This is a genomic window from Streptomyces chengmaiensis (assembly GCF_029846775.1).
GTDB classification, from domain to species: domain Bacteria; phylum Actinomycetota; class Actinomycetes; order Streptomycetales; family Streptomycetaceae; genus Streptomyces; species Streptomyces chengmaiensis.
Window position 1 is genome coordinate 24,979 of the sequence record NZ_JARWBG010000021.1, and the last position, 20,989, is coordinate 45,967.

At 72.9% G+C, this 20,989-nt stretch carries 21 protein-coding genes; 15 read left to right on the top strand and 6 right to left on the bottom strand.

Translation table 11 applies throughout. The features are described 5' to 3' along the window. From QCN29_RS18680 to QCN29_RS18700, 5 genes are read left to right on the top strand one after another with little or no spacing between them, the layout of a single operon-like run. A complete protein-coding gene (locus tag QCN29_RS18680) occupies window positions 1-318 on the top strand; it encodes an acyl carrier protein (protein WP_279929424.1) in 318 nt (105 codons plus the stop codon). Beyond that, window positions 315-1,175, top strand: coding sequence for a 2-oxo acid dehydrogenase subunit E2 (locus QCN29_RS18685; protein WP_279929425.1), 861 nt, complete (start codon window positions 315-317; stop codon window positions 1,173-1,175). The genes QCN29_RS18680 and QCN29_RS18685 overlap by 4 nt, the downstream gene beginning before the upstream one ends. Continuing rightward, on the top strand, window positions 1,081-2,070 hold the full coding sequence (locus tag QCN29_RS18690; protein WP_279929427.1) for a 4'-phosphopantetheinyl transferase family protein: 990 nt from the start codon (window positions 1,081-1,083) through the stop codon (window positions 2,068-2,070). Before QCN29_RS18685 ends, QCN29_RS18690 begins: the two co-directional genes overlap by 95 nt. Further along, window positions 2,067-3,320: an FAD-dependent oxidoreductase gene (locus QCN29_RS18695; RefSeq protein WP_279929429.1), complete on the top strand. Its 1,254-nt coding sequence runs from the start codon at window positions 2,067-2,069 to the stop codon at window positions 3,318-3,320. Before QCN29_RS18690 ends, QCN29_RS18695 begins: the two co-directional genes overlap by 4 nt. Beyond that, on the top strand, window positions 3,317-4,810 hold the full coding sequence (locus tag QCN29_RS18700) for a DUF4260 family protein (RefSeq protein ID WP_279929431.1): 1,494 nt from the start codon (window positions 3,317-3,319) through the stop codon (window positions 4,808-4,810). The genes QCN29_RS18695 and QCN29_RS18700 overlap by 4 nt, the downstream gene beginning before the upstream one ends. A gap of 33 nt (window positions 4,811-4,843) precedes the next feature. On the opposite strand, the gene QCN29_RS18705 is transcribed toward QCN29_RS18700, so the two are convergent. Beyond that, window positions 4,844-6,052, bottom strand: a complete 1,209-nt coding sequence (locus tag QCN29_RS18705) for an alpha/beta fold hydrolase (RefSeq protein WP_279929433.1) — start codon at window positions 6,050-6,052, stop codon at window positions 4,844-4,846. A gap of 82 nt (window positions 6,053-6,134) precedes the next feature. Here QCN29_RS18705 and QCN29_RS18710 point away from each other — a divergent pair, with 82 nt between their 5' ends. Next, a complete protein-coding gene (locus QCN29_RS18710) occupies window positions 6,135-6,734 on the top strand; it encodes a TetR/AcrR family transcriptional regulator (protein ID WP_279929434.1) in 600 nt (199 codons plus the stop codon). 246 nt (window positions 6,735-6,980) lie between these two features. Here QCN29_RS18710 and QCN29_RS18715 read toward each other — a convergent pair whose 3' ends face one another. Further along, window positions 6,981-8,180: a cytochrome P450 gene (locus QCN29_RS18715; RefSeq protein ID WP_279929435.1), complete on the bottom strand. Its 1,200-nt coding sequence runs from the start codon at window positions 8,178-8,180 to the stop codon at window positions 6,981-6,983. 125 nt (window positions 8,181-8,305) lie between these two features. Between QCN29_RS18715 and QCN29_RS18720 the strand changes: the two genes are divergently transcribed. Next, window positions 8,306-8,911, top strand: coding sequence for a response regulator transcription factor (locus QCN29_RS18720; protein ID WP_240135227.1), 606 nt, complete (start codon window positions 8,306-8,308; stop codon window positions 8,909-8,911). Between the two features lie 72 nt (window positions 8,912-8,983). Here the strand turns inward: QCN29_RS18720 and QCN29_RS18725 are convergent, their stop codons facing one another. From QCN29_RS18725 to QCN29_RS18735, 3 genes are all read right to left on the bottom strand, one after another. Next, window positions 8,984-10,255: a sensor histidine kinase gene (locus QCN29_RS18725; RefSeq protein ID WP_279929437.1), complete on the bottom strand. Its 1,272-nt coding sequence runs from the start codon at window positions 10,253-10,255 to the stop codon at window positions 8,984-8,986. Between the two features lie 105 nt (window positions 10,256-10,360). After that, the gene (locus QCN29_RS18730) at window positions 10,361-12,637 is read right to left on the bottom strand and encodes a TOMM precursor leader peptide-binding protein (protein ID WP_279929438.1); all 2,277 of its coding nucleotides are present in this window, start codon (window positions 12,635-12,637) and stop codon (window positions 10,361-10,363) included. 7 nt (window positions 12,638-12,644) lie between these two features. Beyond that, a complete protein-coding gene (locus tag QCN29_RS18735; RefSeq protein ID WP_279929440.1) occupies window positions 12,645-13,022 on the bottom strand; it encodes a hypothetical protein in 378 nt (125 codons plus the stop codon). A 272-nt stretch (window positions 13,023-13,294) separates the two neighbouring features. Between QCN29_RS18735 and QCN29_RS18740 the strand changes: the two genes are divergently transcribed. The 3 genes from QCN29_RS18740 (at window position 13,295) to QCN29_RS18750 (ending at window position 15,967) form a co-directional block, all read left to right on the top strand. Continuing rightward, window positions 13,295-14,131 carry an AfsR/SARP family transcriptional regulator gene (locus QCN29_RS18740; protein ID WP_450169609.1) on the top strand — a complete coding sequence of 279 codons (837 nt, stop codon included), beginning with the start codon at window positions 13,295-13,297 and terminating at the stop codon, window positions 14,129-14,131. 142 nt (window positions 14,132-14,273) lie between these two features. Then, window positions 14,274-15,092 (top strand): thioesterase II family protein, encoded by an 819-nt coding sequence (locus QCN29_RS18745; protein WP_279929441.1) that lies wholly within the window; start codon window positions 14,274-14,276, stop codon window positions 15,090-15,092. A 32-nt stretch (window positions 15,093-15,124) separates the two neighbouring features. Further along, on the top strand, window positions 15,125-15,967 hold the full coding sequence (locus tag QCN29_RS18750) for an AfsR/SARP family transcriptional regulator (RefSeq protein ID WP_279929443.1): 843 nt from the start codon (window positions 15,125-15,127) through the stop codon (window positions 15,965-15,967). A gap of 158 nt (window positions 15,968-16,125) precedes the next feature. On the opposite strand, the gene QCN29_RS18755 is transcribed toward QCN29_RS18750, so the two are convergent. Next, complete coding sequence (locus tag QCN29_RS18755) at window positions 16,126-17,493, bottom strand: hypothetical protein (RefSeq protein WP_279929445.1); 1,368 nt, start codon at window positions 17,491-17,493, stop codon at window positions 16,126-16,128. Window positions 17,494-17,701: 208 nt separating this feature from the next. Here QCN29_RS18755 and QCN29_RS18760 point away from each other — a divergent pair, with 208 nt between their 5' ends. The 5 genes from QCN29_RS18760 (at window position 17,702) to QCN29_RS18780 (ending at window position 20,987) form a co-directional block, all read left to right on the top strand. Continuing rightward, window positions 17,702-18,955: an aldehyde dehydrogenase family protein gene (locus QCN29_RS18760; protein ID WP_279929447.1), complete on the top strand. Its 1,254-nt coding sequence runs from the start codon at window positions 17,702-17,704 to the stop codon at window positions 18,953-18,955. Between the two features lie 304 nt (window positions 18,956-19,259). After that, entirely contained in the window at window positions 19,260-19,598 is a 339-nt protein-coding gene (locus tag QCN29_RS18765; RefSeq protein WP_240135235.1) for a TcmI family type II polyketide cyclase, read from the top strand. Continuing rightward, on the top strand, window positions 19,595-19,855 hold the full coding sequence (locus QCN29_RS18770; RefSeq protein WP_240135236.1) for an acyl carrier protein: 261 nt from the start codon (window positions 19,595-19,597) through the stop codon (window positions 19,853-19,855). The genes QCN29_RS18765 and QCN29_RS18770 overlap by 4 nt, the downstream gene beginning before the upstream one ends. Further along, window positions 19,852-20,607, top strand: coding sequence for an SDR family NAD(P)-dependent oxidoreductase (locus QCN29_RS18775; protein ID WP_240135237.1), 756 nt, complete (start codon window positions 19,852-19,854; stop codon window positions 20,605-20,607). Before QCN29_RS18770 ends, QCN29_RS18775 begins: the two co-directional genes overlap by 4 nt. Further along, entirely contained in the window at window positions 20,607-20,987 is a 381-nt protein-coding gene (locus QCN29_RS18780) for a SchA/CurD-like domain-containing protein (protein ID WP_279929448.1), read from the top strand. Before QCN29_RS18775 ends, QCN29_RS18780 begins: the two co-directional genes overlap by 1 nt. Window positions 20,988-20,989 lie beyond the last annotated feature (2 nt).

Here is a 20,989-nt window from a genome sequence, read left to right on the forward strand (position 1 = left end):
ATGCAGTCCGTCGTCGATCTGATCCAGCTGGCCAACCTGCGCCTCGGCACCGAGCTGACCGCGCACGACGCGGAACGGGAGCTTGCCGAGGTGCCCTGCTGGGACTCGGTCCATCTGCTGCGCCTGGTGGGGCTGCTGGAAGCGGAGCTGGGCCGGCCGGTCCCGGTCGCGGAGGTCCTCGAGGCGCGTACGCTCGACGAGATCTGGACGGCGGCGAGCGGGGCGGTCTCCAATGCGTCGGCGAGCAGGGCGGCCTCCGACACGGCGGTGAGCGGGGCGGCCTCCGACACGGCGGTGAGCGCGGCGGTGCCCGCATGAGGACCTCCCGCGACCGGGCCCGACGGCATACGCGCCACTTCCTGAGGTGGGCGCGGGCCGCCGCCCCCGTCCATCTGTGCGCAGACGTCGACATGACCCGCGTGGAGCGGCACAGGGCCGCCGCGCGCACCGCGGACGGGCGACGCTTCTCGCGCGTCAGCTATCTGCTGCACGCCGCCGGCCGGGTCGTCGCCGTCCACCCCGAGGCACGTGCGCTGGCCCGCGGCGGCCTCTGGCCGCGCACCGTGCCGCTTCCCGTCGGCGGCCCCGACGGCGTCACGGCCAAACTCGCCCTCGACCGCACCGCGCCCGGCGGCGAACGCGTCGTGCTCACATCCGTGCTGCCGCGCATGGACACGGCCACGCTGACCGAGGTCCAGACCTGGGTGGACCGGTGCCGGGACGGCGACCCGCAAAGCCTGCCCGGCGCGGCGGCGGTTCGGCTGCTGACCCGGCTGCCGCCGCCCGTGGGAGAGCAGGCGTTCCGGCTCGGCCTGCGCGCCCCCGCCGCCAGGGCGCAGCGGATGGGGACCTTCGCCGTCAGCTCGCTCGGCCACCGTGCCGTGGACGTCTTCCACTCCTACGGCGGCACGGCGGTCACCTTCTGCGCGGGCCGCACCGCCGAGCGTGCGGTGGTGCGTGACGGGCGGGTGACGGCGGCCCCGGTCATGAGGCTCGGGCTGACGTTCGATCACCGGGTGCTCGACGGAGCCGCCGCGGCGGACGTACTCGACGGAGTGGTGAAGCGGCTGGAGGGCTGGTATGGCGATCTTTCCGGGACCCGTGGTGAACCCCGCGACCGAGCGGGGCTTCGCCCGACCGGTGCGGGTGACCGGGCCAGAGGGACCCTGGGATGAGGTCCGCGAGGCGGTGCGCGTACACGGCAGCGTGGTCGTCCACGCCCAGCTCGACGACTGGCTGCCCGAGGACCTCGACGCACTCTGGCTGCGGCCGGTGCTCGGCCGCGACTACGCCCGCTTCGCCGCCATGACCCACCAGCAGATCCGGTCCCGCTTCGTGGCGTCCAGGCTGCTGCTCAAGCATGTGGCCTGTGCCGTCATCGAGGCGTCCCCGCAGTCCGTGGAGCTCGCCTACAAGCCCGGCGGACGCCCGTATCTGCGCGGTCTCGACCAGATCGACATCAGTCTCAGCCACACGGAGACGCTGCTGCTCGTCGGGCTCACCCGCAAGGGCTGGATCGGCGTCGACGCCGAACTGAGCGACCGGCCGATGCTCGGCCTCGGCACCGAGAAGCAGGTCTGCACCCCGCACGAGCGCCAGGCCCTCGCGCAGGTCGCCGAGGAGCGGCGCAACGGCGCACTGGTGCGGCTGTGGACGCTGAAGGAGGCGTACAGCAAGGCCATCGGACAGGGCATGCGGTTCCGCTTCACCGAGTTCGGCTTTGGCCCCGAAGACCGCACGGTGCAGGTGCTGCGGCCCGACGGAGGTCGCGGCACCGGAGCGGAATGGAGCTTCCACACCTGCATCGTCGACCGCCGCTACACGGTGAGCGTCGCGTTGTTCGACGCGGGCTTCGGCGACACCGACGACACGGCGGCCGCGACGATGCTCGACGACGGACTGGTGGCGGCGCTCGCCGAGACGGCGGACGCTCCGCCGCAAGCCCCGCAAGCCCCGCAAGCCCCGCAAGCCCCGCATGGCCCGCATGGCCCGCATGGCCCGCAGAGGCCGCGAGAGGCACAGGGCATACGGGATGCGAAGCCCGCACGGGAGGCACAGGAGACTCGATGACCGTGACGACCGATGTGTGCGTGGTCGGCGGCGGCCCCGGCGGCCGCGCCCTGGCCCTCGCCCTGGTGCGCCTCGGCCGCCGCGTGGTCCTGCTGGAGCAGCGGGCCACCGCCGCCCGTGCGTTCCGCGGCGAGTCCCTCACCCCCGACGGAGTGCGCCTCCTCGCCGGACTCGGCGTCCTCGACCGCGTACGCGACCGCACCCACGAGGTGCACCGGCTGGAGATCGCCGACGGCGGGTCGCGCGTCCTCGACGTCAGCTTCGAGATCTTCCCCCACGCGTACCGCCGTCCCGTCGAACTCGCCCAGCCGACCCTGCTCGCCGCCCTGGCCGACGCCGCCGCCGAATGCGGCGGGTGCACCGTGCTGGAACCGGCCTCCGCCGTCGGACTGCTCGAGGAGGGCGGCACGGTGCGCGGCGTACGGGCGAAGACGCCCGGCGGGACCGCCGAGATACGCGCCGAGGTGACCGTCGGCGCCGACGGCCGCTACAGCGCCGTGCGGCGGCTCTCCGGACTGGAGCACTACGCCCGGCGCACCCCCCTGGAGCGGGACGTCGTCTGGATGAAGCTGCCGTTCCCCGACGCCTGGGACCGGCACGCCTACCGGGTGCGGATCGACTTCGGACGCCACGGGCTGTTCCTGCCCAGCACCGACGGAACCGTGCGGATCGGCCTCAACATCCCCAAGGGCGGGCTGCGCGAGCTGCGCGCCTCGGGTCTGGAGCGGCTGCACGCCCGGCTGCGGCAGCTCGCCCCCGAACTGGCCGCGGGGGCCTTCGAAGGGCTGAGGAGCTGGTCCGACACCGCGCTGCTCGACATCTTCACCACGGACGTGGGCCGTTGGTCCGCACCCGGCCTGGTGCTCATCGGGGATGCCGCGCACACCCTCTCCCCGATCCTCGGCCAGGGCGTCAACCACGCCCTCGCCGACGCGGCGGCGCTCGCCCCGCTCCTCGACCGGTCCCTCGCCGAACCGCGCAGCCGCCGGGCCGCCGCCCTGGATACCGCCACGCTCGCCTTCCAGCAGGCCAGGGAGGACGCGGTGCGGCGCTCCCGTGCGCTTCAGCTGCGCCAGGAGCGGATGTTCACCCTGTCCGCCCGGCCCGCGGTCGCGCTGCGCCGCGCCGTCTACCGGGTCGTCGACTCCAGCCCCGCGCTCCAGCGCAGGGTCCTCGCCCCCGCCTATTTCCCCCGCGGCGCCGTCGCCGCGACGCCCGACCGCCCGGCAAGGACGGAGCCCCGCCGATGACCACCCTGCCCACCGTGCCCGGACCCGCCCTGGCGGAACTGCGCCGGTACGCGACTCTCCACGCCCGTGCCCAGGAGATCCCCGAAGAGCGGTGCCGGGCGCTGCTGGAGCGCATGACCGCCGCGCACGGCGACGGGCCGGGCTCCTGGGCCGCCGTGTGGAGCGGTGCAGGCGATGTGCTTGCGGACCGGGGCCGCCCCCTGGAGGCGAGCCGCTGCTACGGGCTGGCCCGCTTCCCGTACGTCTCCGACGGCGACATGCCGCGACGGCGCGCCGCACGCCGCTGCGTGGAGGCTTTCGACGACTGGCGTCGCGCCCGCCCCGGACTCGGCGTCGAACGCCTCGACATCGCCCTGCCCGAGGGCCGGTTCGCCTGCTGGACCGCCGGACTCGCCACCCACGCCCGGCCGGCGCGCCGCCCCCTGGTCGTGGTCATGGGCGGCATCGTCAGCGTCAAGGAACAGTGGGCCCCCATCCTGGCCCGCGCCAAGGCGCTCGGTGTGGCCCTCGCCGTCACCGAGATGCCCGGAGTCGGCGAGAACACCCTGCCCTACCGCGCGGACGGCTGCCGGATGCTCGGCGCGCTCCTCGACCGGCTGGACTCCCGCGCCGACGTCACCCGCACCGGGGTGATCGCGCTCAGCTTCGGAGGGCACCTCGCGCTGCGCGCAGCCCTCGACGACCCCCGCATCCGGGGCGTGGCCACCGTCGGAGCGCCGCTGCACCGCTTCTTCCGCGACCGCGACTGGCAGCGACGGGTGCCGGACACCACGGTCCGCACCCTCGCCCACCTCATCGGCTGCCGACCGGACCGGGTGTTCGACACGATGCGGGGATGGGCCCTGACCGGCCATGAGCTCCAGCGGCTGACCATCCCCGTGACCTACGCCGCGGCCCTGCGCGACGACATCGTTCCCCCCGACGAGCCGGACGCCCTGCTGCGCGCACCCCGGGCGCCGCGGGAGATCCTCCGCCTCGACGACGAACACGGCGCGCCGTCCGAACTCCCCCGCCTGCGCCTCACCCTGCTGCGCGCGGCCCTGCGTGCTGCCGCAGCCCCTCCGGCGCGCCGCGCGGCCCTCACCGCGGCGCTCGCCGCCCGCCGGCGCGACGCCGCCTGGACGTACCGCGCCCCCCTCGGCCGCGCCGTGAGCGGACTCATCGGCGCGACGGCCCTGGCAGCCGGCGTCCACGTCGCCGGCGCCCGCAGCCGTACGCTGTGGACCTGCGCAGTGCTCCCCGACGTCGCCCTGCTGTACGGCATCGCCGCCGCCCCGACCTTCGAACGCCTCCCGCGCTACGCGGTGCGCCCCTACAACGCCCTCCACTCACCCGCCGTCCCCGCGGCCCTCTTCGCCGCGGCCGCCGTCACCCGCAGCCGCGCCACGGCGACCGCCGCCCTCGGCTGGCTCGCCCACATCGCCGTCGACCGCGCCTTCGGCTACGGCCCCCGCCGCCCGGACGGCCTGCGCCGTGGCGTCGACGCCTGAACACCCGTCCGGCGGCGGCCGGCTGCCGGGATGTCAGAGGAGGCAGGGGTCGGCGAGAGCCCGGGCGGCGACGTCGGGGACGTAGGCCGCCAGCGCGGCGACGAGGGCTCGGATGTCGTGGCGGGCTTCGAGCGTGAGTGAAGAGGTGCGGGCGACGTCAAGCTCATTGGCGATGGTGAGGACGGCGAAGTCGGCGAGGTCGGCGCCGGCCAGGGGGGCGACCTCGCCGGTGAAGCGGTCGGTGAGCGGGAGCGGGGTTGCGCCGAGGCGGGGATAGGTCCTGCTTCGGTCGCAGGCGCCGTAGAGGCGGACGAGGGCCTCGGCCCCGTCGCCGATCGCCGCCTGCAGGCGGGCTCGCCGGTCGAGCGGCAGCAGCGCGTGCGGGAAGCCGTCGGTGCCGTAGGCGGCGTGGCAGAGCGCGGCGAGGCGTACGCGTCGGCTCACGCCCCAGCTCACCACCAGCTCGTGCACTCTTCGGACGTGGTCGAGGAGGTTCCCGCCCGGGTGGCCGACCTGCCCCGCGCCGAGATCGCGCAGAAGTGCCAGCGCCGGCCACTCGGCGGTGCGGGCGGCGATGGTCTCGGCCAACATCACCGGTTGATCCCGCGCGACGAGGTGTCCCGCGCCGTTGACGCGGGTCACCGTGGCGTGGGGAGCCAGGCGCAGCAACCGGTCGACGTCGTCACCGGTGATGGGCGATCCGCTGCCGCCGCGGACGAGCAGGACGGGCAGGTCGAGCTCCGCGGTGATCTGCCGCAGCCGTGGAACCCGGGCGAGGATGTCGTCGACGATCTCGGTGTGGGCGTCGAGCAGGCCGCCGGAGGCGAGGAAGCGGCGGACCCGCCGGGGCTCGAGGTGGGGTACGACGTCCACCAGTACGAGGCCCGCCGCCTTCGTCCGCACCGCCGGGTCGCCGAGCGCGGCGATGGCGGCGAGCCCGCCCAGCGAGGCGCCGACGACCACACATCCCGGTGGCTCGGCGCGGAGCATGGCGGCGACGTCGTCCGCGCAGGGTGCGAGCGCCTGGGGTGAGCCGTCGCTCTCACCGTGGCCGCGCTGATCGAAGGCCACGCACCGGAACCCGGCATCGACGAGGACGTCGATGACCGGAGTCCACACCCGGCGACGCTCGCCACCGGCGTGGAGCAGGAGGACGGTCGGCCCGGCGCCGGCCTCCTCCCCCCGCAGGACCGCGTCAGGGCGGGCGATGCGCCGTCCCCGGGGGACGGTGGGGTCGGGCATTGCGCGACGCCTCCTCTACCTTGTGTTGTCAAGGTAGGACGATAGGAACCCTGCCTTGGCATGTCAAGGTAGGGTGTCCGGCGTGACACGACAGCGTGTGCGCCGTCCTCCCGACGAGGCGCGGCGCCTGATTCTGGATGCTGCCGAGGGGCTTCTGGCCGAGGGCGGTGTGGCCGCCGTCCAGGTCCGGGCGATCGCCGCCCGCGTCGGCATGACCGATGCGGGGGTCAGCCACCACTTCGGCTCCCGTGACCGCCTCCTGGAAGCTCTGCTGCGCCACGGCGGCAAGAAGATCCGGGCCGGAGCGGAGGAGGTGCTGGGTTCCTGGCTGGACCGCGGCGCCGATATCGGAGAGCTGGTCGACGCCTTGGCGGACTTCTACCGCCGGGGCTACGGCGAGCTGGCCGTGGCACTTCACGCCGCCGGGTGGCGGGACGAGGGATCGGGAATGCTCGACCCGGTCGTCGACGCGCTCCACGCTCTGCGGCCCGACGCCGCCGACACCCCGGTCGAGGACACCCGGCTCGCCGTGGCCGCTCTCCACCAGGCCCTCGCCACCGAGCCCCTGTACGGCCCGGAGTTCCGCCGCAGCGCCGGCCTCACCGGCCAGGCGGCCACTGCTGCCGCCCCCCAACTCCGATGGTGGACCACCCACCTCACCCGCTCCCTCGGCCTCCGGTAGCGGCTGCCGCACCCCCGGACAGACCCCGTCGGGCGACACCGGCGTCCGGCGGGTCCGCGCTCCCGGGGGCTGCGCTTCCCGGGTCCGCGCTCCCGGGGCCCGCGACGCGCCTCGGTCGTGGCGGCACTCCTCCGTGGCGGCACTGCTCCGGGGCGGCTGCCGCGATCACCTCCGGCCCCCAGGCGGTGCGGTGGAGCCGGTACGCGCGCCGGCAGACAGAGCGGCCCGCGGCGGTGCTGCCCGGGCTCAGTCCCACTCCACCGGCAGCGCCTCCAGCCGGTTCACCAGCAGACCCGCCCGCATGCGTATCTCCTCCGCGGGGACCGCAAGGCGCAGCCCGGGAAAGCGGCGGACCAGGGCGGAGAGCGCGATCTGGAGTTCGGCTCGGGCCAGCGGCGCCCCCAGGCAGTAGTGCGGGCCGTGGCCGAACGCCAGGTGCGTTCCGCCGCGGCGGGCCGGGTCGAAGCAGTCGGGGTCGTCGAAGCGGCGGCCGTCGCGGTTGGCCGAGCAGATCGCGCCGATCACCGCGCTCCCCGCCGGCACCGTCACCCCCGCCACCTCGATCTCCTGCGTGGTCACCCGCAACGGCCCGCCGTCGCCGATCGGGTTGATCCGCAGCAGCTCCTCCACCAGCGCGGCCAGCGGCTCCGGCTCCTCGGGCACCAGCTTGACGCCGCCGTTGTGGCGCAGCAGCGTGAACACGGACGCGCCGAGCACCCCGACCGTCGTCTCATGCCCGGCCACCAGCAGCGTCATGGCCATGGTGATCAGCTCATGCTCGGTCAGCGGGCCGTCCTCGTCCCGGACCTGGACCAGCGCGCTGAGCAGATCGTCCGCCGGCCTGCGCCGCTTCTCCCGGGCCAGGTCCTGGAGGTAGCCCGCCAGCGCCAGCTTGCGTTCCAGCATCTCCTCCGGGGTGTGCGCAGTCAGCGAGACGATCCCCTCCGACCAGGTGCGGAACCGTTCCCGGTCGGCGAAGGGCACGCCCAGCAGCTCGCAGATCACCGCCACCGGATACGGAAACGCGAAGGCGTCGTTGAAGTCGACCGGACCCCCCTGCTCCGCCATCCGGGCCAGCAGCCCGTCGGCCAGCTCGGCGATGCGCGGCCGCAGCAGCTCCACCCGTCGCGCCGTGAACGCCCCGGCCACCAGCGACCGCAGCCGGGTGTGCTCCGGCGGGTCCATGGTGAACAGGCCGCCCCCGTCGAACGGCACCGCCGTCAGCTTCGGCGACTCGGGGAGCACCGTCGCCGCACGGCTGCAGCGGGAGTCGGAGAGCACGGTGCGCACATCGTCGTACCGGCTGAACAGAAACGCCGGGTCGCCGCTCGGCATCACGACCTCTGCCGCGGGGTTCGCTTCGCGCAGCCGCACGTACTCCCCGGGGATGTCGGTCGCCGAGCGCCGCGGGGGCGGGTAGCTGCGCACAGTGGTGTTCTGAGGCATATCCGAACAGTCGCTCCGCGGACTCGCGTTCTGATGGAGCTGGTGTTCAGAACGGGTCGGGCAGGTATCCTCGGCCTTCGCTGGGGCAGGCAGGGGGAGGCTGAGTGCTGGGCGAGCCGTCGCACATGATCAGAGTGATTCTGGCCGAGGACATGCATATGGTCCGCGGGGCGCTGGTGGCATTGCTCAACCTCGAACCGGACATCCAGATCGTGGCCGAGGTCGGCGCCGGGCGGGACATCCTGCCGGCGGTGCTGCTCCATGAACCGCATGTCGCGGTGCTCGACATCGATCTGCCCGGCATGGACGGACTCGCCGCCGCGGCCGAGGTGCACGCCAAGCAGCCGGCCTGCCGCACCCTGATCCTCACGGGCCTCGGCCGCCCGGGCAATCTGCGCCGGGCGCTGGAGGCGCAGGTGTCCGGGTTCATCCTCAAGGACGCCCCGCCCAGCCAGCTCGCCGACGCCATACGGCGCGTGGCCTCGGGGGAGCGGGTGATCGACCCTCAGCTCGCCCTCGACGCCTGGGCGGCCCGGGACAACCCGCTCACGGCGCGGGAGACCGAAGTGCTGCGGATGGCCGCCGACGGCGCCGAAGCACCGGACATCGCGGCCCGGCTGTATCTGACCGTCGGCACCGTGCGGAACTATCTGACCACCGTGGTCACCAAGCTCGGCGCACGCAACCGGGTGGACGCCATCCGCATAGCCCGCGAGCAGGGCTGGCTCTGAAGCCGTTCCGCGCATCGGTCCGCCCGTGCTGGAAGCGCTCCCACAGGCCTTGCCCGCGTCCGCTCGCGACCGTCAGACCGCGCTGCGCTTCCCTTCGCCGGCCTGACCGCCCGACGCCTCCTCGGCGGCCTCCGCGGGCAGCGGCTCCACCAGGCGCGGCCGCCGCCCCCGCAGGGCCTCGCCGACGTCCAGCGGGACCCTCGCCACCAGATGGAAGCAGCCGTCCTCCCGCACCTCCGCGGTCAGCGCGCCCCCGATCGTCGCCACCCGGGCGCTGAGGTTCCCGATGCCGCTTCCCCCGTACGCCGTCGGCCTGTCCGCCGACTTCGCCACACCGTCGTTGCGCACATGCAGCACCGCCTGCCCGTCGCCGGCGTTCCGCACCGAGATGCGGCAGTGCCGCACCGCACTGTGACGCAGGATGTTGGTGACGCCCTCGCGCAGCACCGTGGCCAGCACGGTGCCGATCTGGTCGGGTACGGCCCCCAGCGTGCAGTCGACCTCGACGGCGATGCCCGCCGCGCCGAACACCGAGCGGGCCGAGGCCAGCTCGTCCGCGAAGGACATGTCGCGGTAGCTGCGCGCCACCTGCCGGGTGTCGGCGAGCGCCTGGCGGGATATCTGCAGGACCGTGGAGAGCTCCTCCCGCGCCCGCGCCGGCTGCTGCTCCACCAGACGCAGCGTCAGCTCGCTGCGCAGTGTGATCGCGGAGAGGCTGTAGCCGAGCAGGTCGTGCAGATCGCGGGCGAACCGCAGCCGCTCCTGCTCCACGGCCAGCCGGGCGATCTCCTGCTGGGCGCTGCGCAGTTGCAGCACCATCTCGGAGAGCGCGGTCAGTCCGTAGACCAGGCTGGCCACCATCACCGTGGAGACGCCGATATAGGCGACGTCCAGGACGGGCTTGCCCGACCAGGTGGTGGTCAGCGCCATCGTGCCGACCGTCGTCGCCCCGGCCGTCAGCCACGACCAGGGCGAACGCAGCGTCAGCAGCAGCGAGCCGGTGAGGAAGCCGATGAGCCCCACCCAGGCCGTGCCGAGCAGCAGCAGCGGCGGAAAGCTCAGCAGGACCTGCACACCGAGCAGCGCGTACTGCTGTCTGCGGCTGAGCCGGACCCTCCGCGGCGCGGAGAGCGCGACCTGTGAGGCGAACATGCCGAGCAGCGCCGTCGCGCCGATGAGCAGTTGGACGGGATTCTGCTCGACCGTCAGCAGATGCAGGGTGGCAGCGGCCAGCACACTGCCGAGGGCCACCATCAGAATGCTGAGGGCGATCTTGGGCGCAAGGCCCGCGTCACCGCCGCCGCGGTAGGGCATGAAGGGCTCGCGGCGGTGTGCGCTGTGCACGTGCTGTCTCTCCTGGGTGCGATTCACGTCAGGCATAGGACCCCCGTCGCACGCTACGCGTGGCTCGATCCTATGCCAGGGCAGGGGGGCTATGACTGGCGTTTACTAGACAAACAGCGGTATGGGATTGAGTTCCTCATAGGAGATCGGGCGAGTCCGGCGGCCGAGTTGCACCGGGGTGTCGTACAGGCGGCCCCGGCCGAAACGGGCCCAGAAATGCCGCAGTCCGGGCACCACCACCTTCACTGTGGGAAGTTCGAGGTCGGGTCGTGTCTGGTCCAGCACCAGCAGCTCCAGACCGCGTTCGCGCAGCAGCGCCTCCGCGGCGTGGACGTCGTCCAGCAGATCCGTGCGCAGCGTGTACGGATAGTCTCCCCGCCGCTTCGCCGGCACGGACGGATCGGGGCGCAGATACGGCTGGTTGGCCACGGTCCGCCGGGCACACCAGTCGGCGAGCGCCGGGTCGTCCGCAGGGGACGGTCCCAGCACGGCGGGCAGCAGCTGGTTGAGCTCCGTCAGGGCGCGGCGCAGCGCGATCACCGGGTCGAAGTGGCAGCCGAAGCCGAACATGATGTCCTCCTCCGGCTTGTCGGTGCGCCGTGAGACCGCCGCCATGGCGGGCACCCCCAGATCGGAGGTGACGTCCAGCACCCAGAACTCCCGCTTCAGCCGGGCGTACTGGGTGTGCATCTCATCGATCCAGGGGTCGGGGAAGGATTCCAGGTCGACTCGCGGCTGACGGGTGCGGTTGTACCACCACAGTGCCACCGCGTCCCGCTCCACCAGCTCGAAGAAGCCCTGGAGCACGGCGTCTTCGAGACTGCCGCCGGCGGCGTTGCCGTTGGAGTCGGCCAGGGCGAAGCACGGCCCGCTCGCGGGTGGCGGCGCGCAGTACAGCAGAGCCGTGGGCAGGAGTCTCCGTCTGCCGTGGGTGAGCGACCACACGGGCGTCCAGTCGATCCGGGAGTGTTCGTCGAAGGGGTCGCAGACGTACTGGAACGGCGGATGCGCCGCGTTCCACTCCAGTCTCGTCGCGTACTGGCGCTCGTGGTAGAGCTGGCAGGCGTTGGGGTGCACGGCCTCGTCACCCAGCTCGGCGAGGCTGCCGCGGATCCGCGGCTCATCGCCGTGCAGCGTGCCGGAGTAACGTTCCACCGCCTCACACAGCGCCCCCACCTTGGCGTCCAGCGCCGTGGTGCCCTTGCCGCCGCTCTGGCTGCGCAGCGAGGAGCGAAAGCCCGCCAGCGTACGGTGGGTCAACGCGGGATTGGGACCGGAGTGGTACGAGTTGAGGAAAGCGGGCCCGCCGGGTGCGCGGTCGAGGCCGGTGACCACTCCGGTGACGCGGCCCACCAGATGCTCATAGCGCTCCAGCACCTGCTCGGCCGTCAGCGCGCGGTGCCCGCCCTCGCTGAGCGTCGTCTTCGGCCGCGAGGCGAGCACGACGGGGCTGCACACCCGGTCGCCGACCAGCGACGGGTCCCCGCACTGAGGACACTGCGGACGCCGGGTCACCGGGTGCGGCCGCACGCCCAGGTTCAGAGTGTCCAGAACGCGTATCGACGACTGGCTGCCGCCGCGGTATCCGGCCAGCCACTTCGCCGCCTCCAGGGCGATGCCGCGCAGCGCCAGCGAACGGCTCGCGGCGATGGACGACGGCGGCGGGGACGGCGGCGCGTCGAGACCGAGCGCCCGGCCGACATGGTGCTCCGGGCTGCGATGCGAGCGCAGCCGGTGCGCCAGACAGTGCCAGCACGGCCCCTCGCCCGGCCGGAACACCGGTCCGATCCACGGTTCCACCCCGTGCGGCTTGGCCAGCAGCCAGGGACGGCCACAGCGGCGCTGTGCCGCGTCGACATCGGCGAGCCCGGGCAGCAGGTAGTCGTCGCACAGCACCACGGTGAGATCGCCGACGCCCGGGTCTCCCCCCGCGCGCGAGGGGAGACCCAGGACGACCCCCGCGTCGGAGAAGGCGTCCCGCACGTCCGTGCCGTCCAGCCGGCCCAGGTCCAGCACCCGGACCCGGCCCGCGGCCAGGGTCGCCGATGCGCGCTGCGCGTCCAGACCCGCCGCTTCCCAGAACGCCGCGGCGTCGCCGTCGGGCCCGTCGTCCGCCGGCGCCGCCGCCGACCCGGTGATCAGATTCGCCTGGCGCAGCTTCGCGAGCACGGCGCCTAGTTCGGTCGGCGACAGCACCCCCTGGGTGTCCCGCACCAGCGCGGACATGTCCCTGCTGCCGTCGAGCAGCGGGGCCAGTGCGGCGACGGCGCGGCCCTCGATCGCGGTGACGCCCTGTTCGGAGACCAGATAGGTCGCCTCGCCCGGCACCACCGCCGTGGTGAGATGCCGTCTGAAGCCGATGCGCGGCCAGTGGGACTCCATCAGCGGCTCACACCCGCAGCGGGGCGGCGGCGCCCTGTCGTACGGGCCGGCCGGCGGGCTCCGGCGTCAGCGCGGCTCGGGTGCCGCATATGCAGGGCTGGGTCCCCCCGGTTTCGTCATAGGACAGATCGGTGGCCGACGAGCTGAGGTTGATGATGCACACCTCGGCGTCCGCGCCCGTCGGCAGAGCGGGAATCGGGCTCTCGGGTCCAGTGGTCAGGCCGAATTCGGCGAGAACGTTTCGGGGCTCCAGGGCGTACCGCAGCGCCAGTTCGGGCTGCAGACAGCTCCGGGCGACCAGTTCGGCGAACCTCCAGTCATGCTCGACCGAACCGCTGCCCGCCTCTTGAGCTGCGGCTGCGCTGGGCGCGAAACCAGACATCATGGGCTCCCATCGTGAAGTGAAAGGCGCTGGACGGTCAGTGCTCCCGTGCGGATGTTCGGCTGCGCATATGAGAGCAGTGTGGTGTCGGCTGACTGGAATCGAACAGTGGAGACGTCACCTCCCTGGCTGTGAAGATTTCATAGGCCCGCCCACCGTGATCTCCATACCGTGCTTATGACGTGGTCACTGTTGGTCGCGCGGGGATGCGTGGGACGCTCCCAGGACCGGCTCCACGAGACTCGGGAGCCGTCCGACGGGGTGAGGAAGCAGCCATGCCGAACAGGGGGCGCACGGTGCGCGTCGAGGTGCTCGGGACTCTCCGCGGCGAGGCCGCCGGGGTGTCCGTGCTGCCCAGCGCCTCCAAGCCGCGGCAGATCCTCGCCCTCCTCGCGCTGAACGCCCAGCACATCGTGCCGGTTCCGGTGCTCATGGAGGAGCTGTGGGGCGCGGGCCCGCCGCGCAGCGCCCCCACCACCCTGCAGACGTACATCCTCCAGCTCCGCCGCAGGCTGCGCTCCGCGATGCCGGGCGCCGCCGGAGTGTGGGACAAGAACGTGCTGGTCACCCGGCACGGCGGCTATCTCCTCGATGTGGACTCCTGTGACATCGACGCGCTGGAGTTCGACCGGCTCGCCGGCGCGGGGCACACCGCATACGAGATCGGCGACATGGCTGCCGCGTCGGCCAGCCTGGCCGCGGCCCTTCGCCTGTGGCGCGGCCCGGTCCTCGCCGACGTCCCCCACGGGCGGCACCTCGGCATCGAGGCCACCCGGCTGAGGGAGAGCAGGCTCGGCGCCCTCGAACGCCGCATCGGCGCGGATCTGCGGCTCGGCAGACACCGTGAAGTGCTCGGCGAACTGTGCGCGCTGTGCGAACGCCACCCGCTGCACGAGTCCCTGAGGGCGCTGCAGATCCTCGCCTACTGCGCGGACGGCCGCAGCTCCGACGCCCTGATCGCCTACAAGCGGCTGCGTGAGACGCTGGTGGAGGAGCTGGGACTTGAGCCTTCCCCCCGCATCCAGCGGCTGCACCAGGCGGTCCTGCGGGGGGAGGACGCCTTGGAAGCCTGGGCGGGCCCCCTGCGCAGCGCCGGCGAGCTGACCGGCTGACGCGGAGCTCTCTCCCCCGGCGCCCGGCGGCGTGCGGGGACCGCACCCATCGCACTCCACCTCCGATCTAGCGTCCTTCCAGCAACGGTCGTGAGGATCGGGGCCCGCGTAGTCGAGAACCAGTGCGGTGTGAGGAGGCGGCGTGAACCACTACCTTGCGGTGTCGCCCGGCGCTCCGGAGCTGCCGGAGCCCGCGCTCCGGCTGTTCTGTTTCCATCACGCGGGCGCAGGCGCCCTGACCTATGCCCGCTGGCGGCCCCGCTTCCCCGGGGACGTCCAGGTGCTTCCCGTGCGGCTGCCCGGTCGAGAGACCAGGCTCCGCGAGCGGCGCATCACCGACGCCGGGCAGCTGCTGGACGAACTCGAGGCCGATCTCGGCCCCTTGCTGGAGGGGCCGCACGCCTTCTACGGGCACAGCCTCGGCGCGCTCGTGGCCTACCGGTTCGCCCTCGAGCGGGCCCGGGCGGGTCGCCGGCCGCCGGAGGTGGTCGCCGTGGGGGCCTGCGGCGCACCGCATCTGCCGAGTCCCCTCGTCGAGCAGTCGGAACTGCCGGACGAGGGGCTGCTGGCCGCGCTGGCCCGCTACGGGACCCTTCCGTCGTATCTCTTCGAGCGGCCCAAGTGGCTGAAACTGCTGCTGGACACGATGCGCGACGACCTCCAGCTCGCCCGGAGCCTGAAGGAGGGCGCGGGGGAGCCGCTGCCCTGTCCGCTGCAGGCATTCTCGGGCGTCGAGGACGCGGTCGCCACCACGCGGGCGGTCGCCGCCTGGCGCCGCTACACCACCGCCGGCTTCGCACTGCGCCAACTGCCCGGCGGGCACTTCTTCGTACGGGACGCGGAGCTGCCCGAGACGCTGGCGGCGGAGCTGCACCGGCTTGTCGCGCCGCAGCGGACCGCGGCGCCCGGGCGGACCGCCCCGGCCGGGCGGTCCGCCGCCGTCAGAGCCTTAACGCCTTGAAAGCCTCACAAGCCCAGAAGGGAGTAGCGGATATGGACATCAGCGTCCTGGGGCCCTGCCGGGTCGTCCAGTCGGGGGTTTCCGTTGTCCCCACGGCCGTCAAGCCACGCAAGGTCCTGGCCCTGCTCGCCATACATCCGGACCAGGTCGTGTCGGTGGGCTCACTGGTGGAGGAGCTGTGGGGAGAGGCCCCGCCGCGCAGCGTCCAGACCACCCTGCAGACCTACATACTGCAACTGCGCAACCTCATCGCGGCGGCGATCGGCGGGGCGCGCCGGCCGGAGCTGCCCAACGGGGCCAAGTCCATCCTGGTCACCGAGTCCGGCGGCTATCTGCTGGACACGCAGGGCGGCGTCGTCGACGTCAAGGAGTACGAACGGCTCGCCGGCGCCGGCCACCGCGCCCTGGAGAGCGGCGACTGCTCGGCTGCCTCGGACTCCTTCAGACGAGCCCTCGCGCTGTGGCGCGGCCCCGCGCTGGTCGACGTGCAGTGCGGACCGCTGCTGGAGATCGAGGCGACCCGGCTGGAGGAGTCCCGGCTGAGCATCCTCAACCAGCGCATCGAGGCGGATCTGCGGCTCGGCCGCCACCACGAGCTGGTGGGGGAGCTGTCGGGTCTCGCCGCGCAGCATCCCATGCACGAGGACACCCAGGGCCAGTTGATGCTGGCGCTGTACCGCTCCGGCCGACGCGGCAACGCCCTCGAGGTGTACCAGCGACTGCGCACCGTGCTCTCCCAGGAGCTGGGGCTCGACCCCTCGCCGCGGTTGCAGCATCTGCAGCGGGCCATGCTGGAGTCCTCGCTCGAACTGGAGATCCAGCCGGGGATGCGCACGGGATCGGGGAGGGTGGAGCGCACCCTCAGGGCCCGCTGACCGGATTCCTCGCATCCCGCGGGGACCCGCACACCGACGTGCCATGGCACGTGTCACTCCGTACGCCGGTGTGCGTCGCTCCCCGCGCCGGTGTGCGCTCCGGCCACGGCACGGGCCGCCCGAGGGAGCGCACCGGGAACCGGCCGGCGAACTCCGGCTCACGGCCGGGTGAGCACGGCGGTGTCGACCATGCCCGTCGCCGTCCGCGTCCCCGTCCGCGCCTCCGGCGCGGCCGCCGTGCCGTCCGGGGCGAACTGCGCCAGGCAGCCGCCGGCGCGCCCGTTGAACAGCATCGGGCTCAGCACCGGCAGGATCCGCGCCGTCCACGTCGCCGTCCCGTCGGTGAGCTCCAGCGCGCACGGCTGCGGCTCCACGTACTCCTGCACCACGCCGTCCCCGTCCGTGAACGCCCGGCCGACGGCCTCCTCCCACGCCGAAGGGCCGGAGTGCCGGCCGATGACGGCCCCGCGGCCCCGGTCGGCGGGCCCCGGCTTCAGCACAAAGCGCTCACGTTCGCGCAGCAGCAGAGCGGGCAGCTCGTACTCGCCCTCCCGCCACCACGTCCGCCCCGGCAGTGTGATCCGCGTCCAGGGCAGATGGCGCTCCACAAGACGCCGCTCCGCGCGGGTCATCCACGGGCGCTGCTCGGATACCAGGGCCAGCGCCCGGTCGTCGGCCAGCAGGGCACTGCTCTGCGGCGGAAGGAGCAGCAGCCCCGCCCGCTGAGCCCGGAGCACCGCCTGCAGGCCGCCGCCGTGCACTGCGGTCGTCAGCAGCCCCAGCGGGTAGCGCAGTGCGCCCGGCCGGCCCAGCGCCTCCGGCAGCTGCCGCGGCTCGAAGCAGTCCGCGGTGAAGCCGGCGTGCCGGAACCGGTCGCAGGCCACGCCGGTCGCACGGTCGTCCGGTGGGCCGACGAGCGCCACGGCCTTCGGCAGACTCCGCCGCGCGCACACCTCCGCGAACGCCTCCGCACGGCAGGCGAGGGGGTCCGCGCCGACGATGACGGCGGCGGCGCCGTCGGCCGCGTACGCGCGCCGCCAGGCACGGGACAGCCCATGGGCGCGAACCGGTCCGTCGAAGGCGCCGCCCGCGTCGAACCCCAGCAGCTGCGGCCCCCGCTGCCCGATCACGAAGTCGGCTCGGGCCGCCATGGCGCAGTGCTCCGTCTCGGTGTTGTCCCGCCCCGACAGCAGCGGATGGTCCGCGGCCTCCAGGCCGAACGCCGCCAGACGGGCGGGCCATCCGTCACCCTGCGCCAGCACCGCGCGGCGCACCAGAGCCAGCAGCACCCGGCTGACGTGGAACAGCTCCTCGTACGACCGGCGCGGCAGCACCAGCGGCCCCGCGGGCAGCGCAGAGCCCGCCTGCGAGTCCCCCGCCCCCTCCGTCTCCTCGCACAGCAGTGCATGCACCCGGGCGCCGGACAGCCGTGGCGACGCCTGCCGCCGGACCTGCCCCTCCTCCCGGAACCAGCGGTGCTCCCAGGGCAACAAGGAGCCGGCCGCGGCGGAAACGGTGCTCGTCATCATCAGCCTCCTGGCATCGAAGCCAATTCCCGTCCCAAGAATTCACTTCAATTACCGCTGGACATCTATTCGTTTATTCAATTACACTGTGAAATGCGGTGGAAGCGCGGTGAGTTCTGCATTCGGGTGATCCGGGTGGCGGCAGCAGATTATCCGAGGGGTCTCGAGGACGACTCAAGACCGCCCCGCGCCGCGAGGAGACAGCTCGATGAGCAATCCGTCCATGCCTGTCCTGGAGTCGTTCACCCGCACCTGGCCCGATCTGGAAGCCGCACACGAGAGGGCGATGCGCGTCGCGTCCGCGCTGCTCGACTGCCGTACGCGGCTCCTGGCCCAGCTCACGAGGATCGCCGTCTACAGCAGCGCCCGCGATGAACTCCTGCGCGCTGTCGGCGCCCTGACCGGCGCCCCGGCGGAGCTGGCCCGCAATTGCCCGCCGCAACTCTCGCGGCTCTCCGTGTTCCTGCCGCCGCACCATGTCCTCTACTCATACGCACTGTACGGCCTGGTCCCCGCGCTGTACTGCGACGAGGTGGTCATCCGGCCCTCCGCGCTGACCCGTGACACCGCATACGCCGTCCACAAGGAAATCACCAGCCGGCTCGATCCCGAGATGGCCCGGCGGATCAGAATGATCGACATTTCACGGCGGCAGTTCGCACCCGTCTGCGCCGAATCCGACGCGGTGGTCTTCACCGGACGGCCCGCGCAGGCCCGCGACCTGATGCACACCGTCGGAGACCGCCCGCTGTTCCTCGCCGTCGGGTCCGGACCCAACCCGGTCGTCGTGGGCCCGCGCACCGACCCGGGAGCCGCCTGCCGGACGATCCTGCGCGCCCGTCTGCACAACTCCGGCCAGGACGGGCTCTGCCCCGACGTCGTCTTCGTCCACCGGCTCCGCCTCGACGCCGTCGTGGAACAGCTGCGCGCCGAACTGTCCGTGCTCACCGTCGGAGCGCGCAGCTGGCCCGACACCGTGCTCACCCCGCTGGTCCACGAGGACGCGGTCGAAGGTGCGGCGGCGTTCCTCGCAGAGAACGCCGACCATGTCGTCAGCGGCGGCTCCGCCGACGTCGAGCGGATGCTCGTCGAGCCGTCGCTGCTCGTCTTCCCGGAAGGCACGGACTTCCATCCGCCCGAACTGTTCTCGCCCGTCTTCTGCCTGGTCCCCTATGAGGACCCGGAGATGCTGCGCACCTGGGCGCGCACCCCGCGGGAGCTGGAGCGCGGGATGTACGTCTGCGCGCTGGGCGAGCCGCGGCTGACGGGCCAGACGCTGGGCACGGCCGTCATCAGCCGCAACGCCACCGCTCTCGACGCCAGGGACGCGAACCGGCCCTTCGGCGGTTTCGGCGTGCACGCCAGCGGAGTCCGGCGCGACGGCCGGCTCATCGGCCGCCCGCTGCTGCTGTCCGCGGAGGCCGGACTGCGCCGTGCCGTCATCACCGGCCCGCTGCGCTGAGGTTCGCGAGCGCGGGTGTGCTCCGCCCGGCGGGGCCGACGGACGACCGCTGCGGTGCGGTCCGCCGCGTCGCCCGCGCGGGAGCGGCACGACGGTCCGGGGCGTGGCACCCGCCCGCGCCAATGCGTCGCCCGCGCGGGAGCGGGTCACGGGGCGGACGAGCCCCGGCAGGCGGCCTCCGCGGCGAGAGCCGCGCGGCTCAGGTGGACGTCGGATCGAGCGGCGCTCCAGCGTCCCCTGCCACGGTTCAGCCAGACCCGCTCATCGCGGGGCTCTTCAGCACATTCCACGAAGGAGGCCGACGGTGGCACACCGGACGCTCATAGTGGCTCGGATGGAGCCGGGCAAGGCCGGCGACATCGCCAAGATCTTCGAGGAGTCGGACTCCAGCGAGCTGCCCCACATGATCGGTGTGGGAAGGCGGACCCTGTTCACCTTCCACGATCTGTACTTCCACCTCGTCGAGGCCGACGAGGACATCAGCCCGCGGCTCTACCAGGCGCGCAGTCACCCGCTCTACGACGACATCAACACCCGGCTCGCCCAGTGCGTGTCCCCCTACGACCCCGACTGGAAAGAGCCCAAGGACGCGATGGCGCAGTCCTTCTACATCTGGACCAAAGAGGGAGGAAGGATCCAGTGAGCGAGTTCACTCTGGTGGAGCTGGCCGACAAGCTCCGGGAATGCGCGGGGGAGTCGGAGGGCATCGACCTGGACAGCGACGCCGTGCTCGACGTCCCCTTCATCGACCTCGGCTATGACTCGCTGGCTCTGCTGCAGGTGACCGGGGTCATCAAGCGGGAGCGCGGCGTCGAGCTGTCCGACGACGCCGTGGTGGAGGCCGAGACACCGCGCATCCTGCTGAAGATGATCAACGCCAGCCTGCCCGAGGCGGCATGAGCGCCGAGGGCGCCGTCACCTCGGGACTGGCGGGCAAGCGTGTGCTGATCACCGGAGGCACCCGCGGCATCGGGCGGGCGACGGCTCTGGCCTTCGCCCGCGCCGGCGCCCAGGTGATCGCCGGGCACAGCAGGGACGGCGAGGCGGCCGGGGCGCTCGCCGACGATCTGGGCCGACTCGGCGTCGGCCACCTCACGGTACGGGCCGACGTCACCACCGCCGAGGGTGCGACGACGCTCGCCGAAGCCTGCCAGGAGCGGCTCGGCGGGCTCGACGTGCTGGTGAACAACGTCGGCGTGGACGGCCACGCCAAGTTCGGCGACCTGGACACGGCGGAATGGCAGCGGCTGTTCGACCACAACGTGACCTCCGCGTACCGGGTCACCCAGGCGGTGCTGGAACTGCTCGACGAAGGCGCGTCCATCGTCAACATCGGCGCGTCCGTGGCGCTGCGCGGGCGGCCCTTCAGCGCACACTACTCCGCCTCCAAGGCGGCTCTGGTGGGCTTCGGCCGGGCGCTGTGCAAGGAACTCGGGCCGCGCGGCATCCGCGTCAACACCGTGGCCCCCGGCGTCACCGAGAGCGAGGCCGGCTCGGACCTGCCGCCGCCGCTGCGGGAGCGCATCGCCTCGATGACCGCCCTGGGCCGGCTGGGCCGACCGGAGGACGTCGCCGGAGCCGTGCTCTTCCTGGCTTCGGACGCATCCTGCTATGTCTCCGGCGCCACGATCACCGTCGATGGAGGAATCTGATGCCGTACGCCGCGATCACCTACCGGGTCAAGCCCGGCCATGAGGAGGAGATCGCCGAGATCTTCTCCCGGTTCACCCGTGTGGACACCCCCAACTTCCGGGGCGAGGACGGCCAGGCGGCCGGCCGGCTGCTGGGCACCGGGGTGTTCATCAAGGACGATGTGATGGTCCGCGTCATCCACTACGAGGGCGACTTCGCCGCGATCGGCCGCCATATGGCGACGCAGAAGGGCGTGCACATACTGGAGGAGAAGCTCCAGCCCTATCTGGCCGAGGAACGCGACACCTCCAGCCCGGCCGGCTTCGCCGCGTACTTCAGGAACGCCACGATGCGGTCCATCGCCCAGCTCACCGTCGACACCCACCCGGCTCAGGCCTGAGC

Bases quoted from the DNA above. Each gene is read 5' to 3' on its own strand.
- QCN29_RS18715 (WP_279929435.1), bottom strand. From the start codon at position 8,180: ATGCCTCAGAACACCACTGTGCGCAGCTACCCGCCCCCGCGGCGCTCG.
- QCN29_RS18730 (WP_279929438.1), bottom strand. From the start codon at position 12,637: ATGGAGTCCCACTGGCCGCGCATCGGCTTCAGACGGCATCTCACCACG.
- QCN29_RS18690 (WP_279929427.1), top strand. From the start codon at position 1,081: ATGGCGATCTTTCCGGGACCCGTGGTGAACCCCGCGACCGAGCGGGGC.
- QCN29_RS18700 (WP_279929431.1), top strand. From the start codon at position 3,317: ATGACCACCCTGCCCACCGTGCCCGGACCCGCCCTGGCGGAACTGCGC.
- QCN29_RS18780 (WP_279929448.1), top strand. From the start codon at position 20,607: ATGCCGTACGCCGCGATCACCTACCGGGTCAAGCCCGGCCATGAGGAG.
- QCN29_RS18740 (WP_450169609.1), top strand. From the start codon at position 13,295: ATGCCGAACAGGGGGCGCACGGTGCGCGTCGAGGTGCTCGGGACTCTC.
- QCN29_RS18750 (WP_279929443.1), top strand. From the start codon at position 15,125: ATGGACATCAGCGTCCTGGGGCCCTGCCGGGTCGTCCAGTCGGGGGTT.
- QCN29_RS18705 (WP_279929433.1), bottom strand. From the start codon at position 6,052: ATGCCCGACCCCACCGTCCCCCGGGGACGGCGCATCGCCCGCCCTGAC.
- QCN29_RS18680 (WP_279929424.1), top strand. From the start codon at position 1: ATGCAGTCCGTCGTCGATCTGATCCAGCTGGCCAACCTGCGCCTCGGC.
- QCN29_RS18760 (WP_279929447.1), top strand. From the start codon at position 17,702: ATGAGCAATCCGTCCATGCCTGTCCTGGAGTCGTTCACCCGCACCTGG.
- QCN29_RS18735 (WP_279929440.1), bottom strand. From the start codon at position 13,022: ATGATGTCTGGTTTCGCGCCCAGCGCAGCCGCAGCTCAAGAGGCGGGC.
- QCN29_RS18720 (WP_240135227.1), top strand. From the start codon at position 8,306: ATGATCAGAGTGATTCTGGCCGAGGACATGCATATGGTCCGCGGGGCG.
- QCN29_RS18695 (WP_279929429.1), top strand. From the start codon at position 2,067: ATGACCGTGACGACCGATGTGTGCGTGGTCGGCGGCGGCCCCGGCGGC.
- QCN29_RS18775 (WP_240135237.1), top strand. From the start codon at position 19,852: ATGAGCGCCGAGGGCGCCGTCACCTCGGGACTGGCGGGCAAGCGTGTG.
- QCN29_RS18755 (WP_279929445.1), bottom strand. From the start codon at position 17,493: ATGACGAGCACCGTTTCCGCCGCGGCCGGCTCCTTGTTGCCCTGGGAG.
- QCN29_RS18685 (WP_279929425.1), top strand. From the start codon at position 315: ATGAGGACCTCCCGCGACCGGGCCCGACGGCATACGCGCCACTTCCTG.